The 4,873-nt window shown below is 58.3% G+C and carries 6 protein-coding genes; all 6 read right to left on the reverse strand.

Translation table 11 applies throughout. The features are described from left to right. Positions 1-589 (reverse strand): HesA/MoeB/ThiF family protein (locus tag V7665_RS04195; RefSeq protein ID WP_335663284.1); only part of this gene is annotated, 589 nt, incomplete at its 3' end. Continuing rightward, positions 586-993 carry a hypothetical protein gene (locus tag V7665_RS04200; protein ID WP_335663285.1) on the reverse strand — a complete coding sequence of 136 codons (408 nt, stop codon included), beginning with the start codon at positions 991-993 and terminating at the stop codon, positions 586-588. The genes V7665_RS04200 and V7665_RS04195, both read right to left, overlap by 4 nt. Positions 994-1,027: 34 nt before the next feature. After that, entirely contained in the window at positions 1,028-1,474 is a 447-nt protein-coding gene (gene dut, locus V7665_RS04205; protein ID WP_335663286.1) for a dUTP diphosphatase, read from the reverse strand. Beyond that, the gene (locus tag V7665_RS04210) at positions 1,474-2,745 is read right to left on the reverse strand and encodes a bifunctional phosphopantothenoylcysteine decarboxylase/phosphopantothenate synthase (RefSeq protein ID WP_335663287.1); all 1,272 of its coding nucleotides are present in this window, start codon (positions 2,743-2,745) and stop codon (positions 1,474-1,476) included. Before V7665_RS04210 ends, dut begins: the two co-directional genes overlap by 1 nt. 167 nt (positions 2,746-2,912) lie before the next feature. Next, positions 2,913-4,466: a 2-polyprenylphenol 6-hydroxylase gene (gene ubiB / locus V7665_RS04215; RefSeq protein WP_335663288.1), complete on the reverse strand. Its 1,554-nt coding sequence runs from the start codon at positions 4,464-4,466 to the stop codon at positions 2,913-2,915. Between the two features lie 13 nt (positions 4,467-4,479). Further along, positions 4,480-4,873, reverse strand: a 394-nt coding sequence (locus V7665_RS04220) for a class I SAM-dependent methyltransferase (RefSeq protein WP_335663289.1), incomplete at its 5' end; no start/stop codon positions are given.

Raw genomic sequence — 4,873 nt, forward strand, 5'->3', positions numbered from 1 at the left:
CTTCGCTGCAATTGTCGCAATCATCGGGGTCGAGCGCGTCACCGACAAAGCAGCGATAGCAGGGCTTGTCCGCTTCCCAGCCGCGAAACGTACCGAGCTGTCCCTGGAACTGGCCGATCGCCGCGGAAATCAGCGGGATGCGGTGCTGCACCGAGAGATCGGAGACCAAAAGCCGGGTCTGGTAATTGTCGGTGCCGTCAATAATCGCGTCAAAAGGCGCAAAAAATGCTGCGGCATCCTCGCCAAAATGTTGCGCGGTAAGTCGTTGATTTATAGGGAATATCTTAACATCCGGGTTGATACGCTGCGCAGCAACTTCAGCAACTTCAACTTTCGCTTTGCCAATGTCATTTTCACTGAACAAAACCTGCCGCTGCAAATTCGAAAGCGACACCACATCATCATCAAAAATCGTCAGCGCGCCAATTCCCGCCGCCGCCAGATATTGAATCGCCGGGCAACCAATGCCGCCCGCACCAACCACCAGAATATGGGCATCAAGTATCTGCTTCTGCCCCGCCCCGCCAATATCCTTGAGCACGATATGGCGGGCATAGCGGTCGAGCTGTGCATCGGTGAGTGAACTCATTCAGGCCAGCGGAAGGTGATCGCCTGACGGTACCATTTCTGGTCGCCGCTGCGTTTGACCGCACCGTCATGTCCGGCATATTTGGTCAGATGTGCGATGACATAGGTTTCCAGCTGGCGGCAGCCTGTCTCGACCGGGACGACCTTTGTCACCCGACCCTCGGGGGACACTTCCAACGCGACATCAACCCGCGCATGGACCCAGTCGATATCGGTAGTCAACTTGCAGTCGGCCTTTTTGGCGATGCGTTCCGCCTGTCTTTCATGCCGTTCCAGAACGGGAAGTTTCTTCGTGAACTGGGCCAGTTCCAGATTGTAGAAATCGGCGGACAGTTCCTTGATTTCAATGTCATCTGCGGACGCGAACGCCCCCGAAAGTGCAATGGCAGCTATAATATTGATCATCTCATCACCTTTTCAAAAATGAACCAAGAATGATTTATACGCCGGTTGATCCGAAACCGCCAGAGCCCCGCTGGGTTTCGTCCAGATCGGCCACTTCGTTCAGGATTCCGCGCTGCACCGGTGCGACGACAATCTGGGCAATCCGGTCGCCGCGCTGGATGACGAAATCTTCTTCGCCGTGATTGATCAGGATGACCTTCAATTCACCACGATAATCGCTGTCGATCGTGCCGGGCGTATTGGGGATGCTGACACCCTTTTTCAGGGCCAGTCCGGAACGGGGGCGCACCTGAATTTCATAGCCTGCGGGGATGGCGAAGGCGAAACCGGTGCCGATCAGCCCGCGCTTGCCCGGGGCAATGGCCAGCTCTTCGGCGGCGCGCACATCCATTCCGGCTGAACCGGCGGTTTCATAAGAAGGCAGCGGAAGGTCGCCGGCATGATCCAGTCGTTTGACGGCAATATCGACGGGCTCGAACATCAGGCAATTTCCTCACTGATTTTGGCAACAAGACGGCGGGCGACTTCCATCTTGGGCAGGCGTTCCCAGATTTCGCTGCCGGTTCTGGTGATGATATGCACGCTATTGTCTGTACCGCCCATCACGTCGCCGGAAACATCATTGGCGACAATCCAGTCGCAGGCTTTTTTCGCCAGCTTCGCCTGGGCATGTTCGGCAATTTTTTCGGTTTCGGCGGCAAAGCCGATGAGCAGGCCTGGGCGCTGCTTGTGTCGGGCGAGGCCAGCCAATATGTCCGGATTTTCGGTCAGTTTGAGCGGTGCCGGGGCCGCGCCCTTTTTCTTTATCTTCTGCCCGGACTGGCTGTCGGCGCGCCAGTCGGCGACGGCAGCGACCATGATCGCGACATCGGCGGGCAGGGCGTCGTGCACCGCCTTTTCCATTTCGAGCGCGGTTTCGACATCGACTCGCATGACGCCCGCCGGTGTGGCAAGATGCACGGGACCAGCTATCAAAGTGACCCGCGCACCGGCATCAGCGGCGGCGGCGGCAATGGCAAAGCCCTGACGCCCGGAAGAGCGATTGGCGATATAGCGTACCGGATCGATCGGTTCGTGCGTTGGACCAGCAGTGATCAGGACATGTTTGCCGCGCAAAGGTCGATGCTGGTCGGGTGCGAAGGCGGGCTGGCCGTCGAGGGGATTGGCACCGAGTTCGGACACGGTCGCGCCAGGTGTTTTCAGAAATGCAGATTCTATCTGCGCGCTGATCTCTGCCATCACCGCTTCTGGTTCGGGCAGTCGGCCCGGACCAAATTCGCCGCAGGCCATAGCACCGTCATCGGGCTGCATAACGATGATACCGTCCGCGCTGAGCTGGGCGATATTGCGCTGCGTCGCGGCATGCTGCCACATCCGCACATTCATCGCCGGGACCACCATCACCGGAGTATCGGTGGCGAGAAGCAATGTGGTAGCCAGATCATCGGCAATGCCGCCGGCCATTTTGGCCAGCAGATTGGCGGTAGCCGGACAGACCACCAGCAGATCGGCCTCGCGGCTGAGCTGGATATGGCCCATTTCAGCTTCGTCCTTCAGCGACCAGAGCGTTGTGTGCACTTCATTTTCGGACAGCGCCGCCAACGTCATCGGCGTGACAAATTGCGCGCCCGAATCGGTCAATACACAGCGGACGGTCATGCCCGCCTTCTTGATCAGGCGGATGAGTTCTGCTGACTTATAGGCCGCGATGCCGCCGCCAATGATCAGCAGGATATGTTTGGGTTTTGCCATTCTGTCCGATTTAGGACCAAGCGGGCCCAAAGCCAAGCAACATGTGCCCTGATTTATTCTTGTTTGAGAAAGGGATGTTGAAGCGAGAAAATAAACTGAGGCCGTCGGGGGATGTGGCGAGAGTTGCTAGGACAATGGTCCGGGATATGCACGCACTGGCAGAAGCATCATCCCCACATGAATATAGCGGCAGCACCCGCTCCGCCCGCCACGATCGCCGTTAGCGCATAACGCCAAAATCCGCCGCCCTGACCCTTTGTCCGTTTCTCCCACATCAGCTCAACCTCTGCCACCGGCAGAGCAGGCGGCGCCCCGCCCTTGCGAGGGAGCTGGGCATCCAGACGCCGGACAATATCGGGCAGCATCATGATGGTTGCGAGGTCATCATTGATCCGGTCGGCAATCGCCGCTTCCGGGCCCAGTTCGCCGCGAATCCATTCTTTCACATAAGGCCCGCTGGCGTCCCACATGTTGATCGTCGGGTTGAGGTCGGTGGCAATCCCCTCGACCATCACCATCGTCTTTTGCAGCAGCAGCAGATGCGGCTGTGTTTCCATGTCGAAATCACGGGTGATCGCGAATAGCCCGTCGAGCATATCACCGACCGACAATTCGCTGACCGGCTTGCCGCGCATTGGTTCGCCGACTGCGCGCAAGGCCGTGGCGAAATCCTCCATGCTGTGATGGTCCGGGACATATTGCGCTTCAAAATGGATTTCCGCGACGCGTTTGTAATTGCCGGTGGTCAGGCCGTAGAGAATCTCCGCCAGCCAGACTCGCGCTTTTTTATTGATCCTGCCCATGATGCCAAAATCGATGGCAACGATCGTGCCGTCCGCCTTCACGAACAAATTGCCCTGGTGCATGTCGGCGTGGAAATAGCCGGCCTCAATCGCCTGTTTGAGGAAGGTGTGAACAAGCCGACTGGCAATCGCATCAAGGTCATGGCCCGATGCGATCAGTTCGTCGCGGTTCGAGATTTTTACCCCGTCGACCCAGTCGAGCGTCAGCACCCGGCCTGACGTCCGGTCCCAGTCAATGGCCGGGATCTCATATTTGTCCACCTGAGCCATATGTTCGGCCAGTTCCGACGCGCTGGCCGCCTCGCGGCGCAGGTCGAGTTCGCGCATCGTCCAGCGGCGGAAATTGGCGATGACCAGCTGCGGGCGGAGCCGCTTGGCTTCGCCGCCCAATGCCTCGAGATGCGCCGCGGCCCATTCGTAGGTTTCGATATCCTGGGTGAATTTCTTGATGATGCCGGGACGCAACACCTTGACCGCAACATCCTTGCCGTCGAGCGTGGTCGCGCGGTGGACCTGAGCTATCGAGGCGGCCCCCACCGGGACGGGATCGATATGGCTATATAATTCGTCCAACGACTTGCCGAGGCTGAGTTCGATCTCGTCGCGAATCTGGTCAAAGGAGACAGGCGGCAGGCTGTCCTGCAATTGCAGCAAATCGCGGGCGGCGGCTTCGCCAATCACGTCGGGCCGGGTTGCCAGCGTCTGGCCGAGCTTGATCGCCGCCGGGCCAATGGCTTGCAACGCGGCGGAATAATTTGGCTCCTTGGGCTGGAACGTCCCGATCCGCGCAATGCGGAACAGGCGGCGGACCTGCGGCGGTGTCGCCTTGTGCTTCTCCAGATCGCGCAGCGCGCCATGTTTGGCGAGCGTACGGCCCCATTTGAGCAGGCGGAATATATGGGTGCGGGAACTGGTCATCGGATGTGTGTGCTCAGGCCTTCCATGCGCTATGGATCGCGACCAGCCCGCCCATCATGGGCTCCACTTTGGTATGGCTGAATCCGGCAGCCTCGATCATCGCGCGAAATTTTTCCATTGGCGGGAATTTCGCTATCGATTCGGCGAGATAGCGATAGCTGGCTTCATCATTCGCCACCGCCTTGCCGACTTTGGGCAGGATATGGTGGGAATAGGTTTCGTAGATTTTGTCAAAACCCGGCCAGTTGGTTTGCGAAAATTCCATACAATAGAAACGTCCGCCATATTTCAGCACGCGATGCGCTTCGGCCAGGGCTTTGTCGATATGGGTGACATTGCGGATGCCAAAGACGATCGTATAGGCATCGAAATGGGCATCGGGAAAGTTCAGCTGCTCGGCATTTTGC

This window comes from Parasphingorhabdus sp. (assembly GCF_036964675.1).
Classification (GTDB): Bacteria; Pseudomonadota; Alphaproteobacteria; order Sphingomonadales; family Sphingomonadaceae; genus Parasphingorhabdus.

What these genes read in the sequence shown, in the direction of transcription:
- ubiB (WP_335663288.1), bottom strand. Translation starts at nt 4,466, where the DNA reads ATGACCAGTTCCCGCACCCATATATTCCGCCTGCTCAAATGGGGCCGT.
- dut (WP_335663286.1), bottom strand. Translation starts at nt 1,474, where the DNA reads ATGTTCGAGCCCGTCGATATTGCCGTCAAACGACTGGATCATGCCGGC.
- V7665_RS04200 (WP_335663285.1), bottom strand. Translation starts at nt 993, where the DNA reads ATGATCAATATTATAGCTGCCATTGCACTTTCGGGGGCGTTCGCGTCC.
- V7665_RS04210 (WP_335663287.1), bottom strand. Translation starts at nt 2,745, where the DNA reads ATGGCAAAACCCAAACATATCCTGCTGATCATTGGCGGCGGCATCGCG.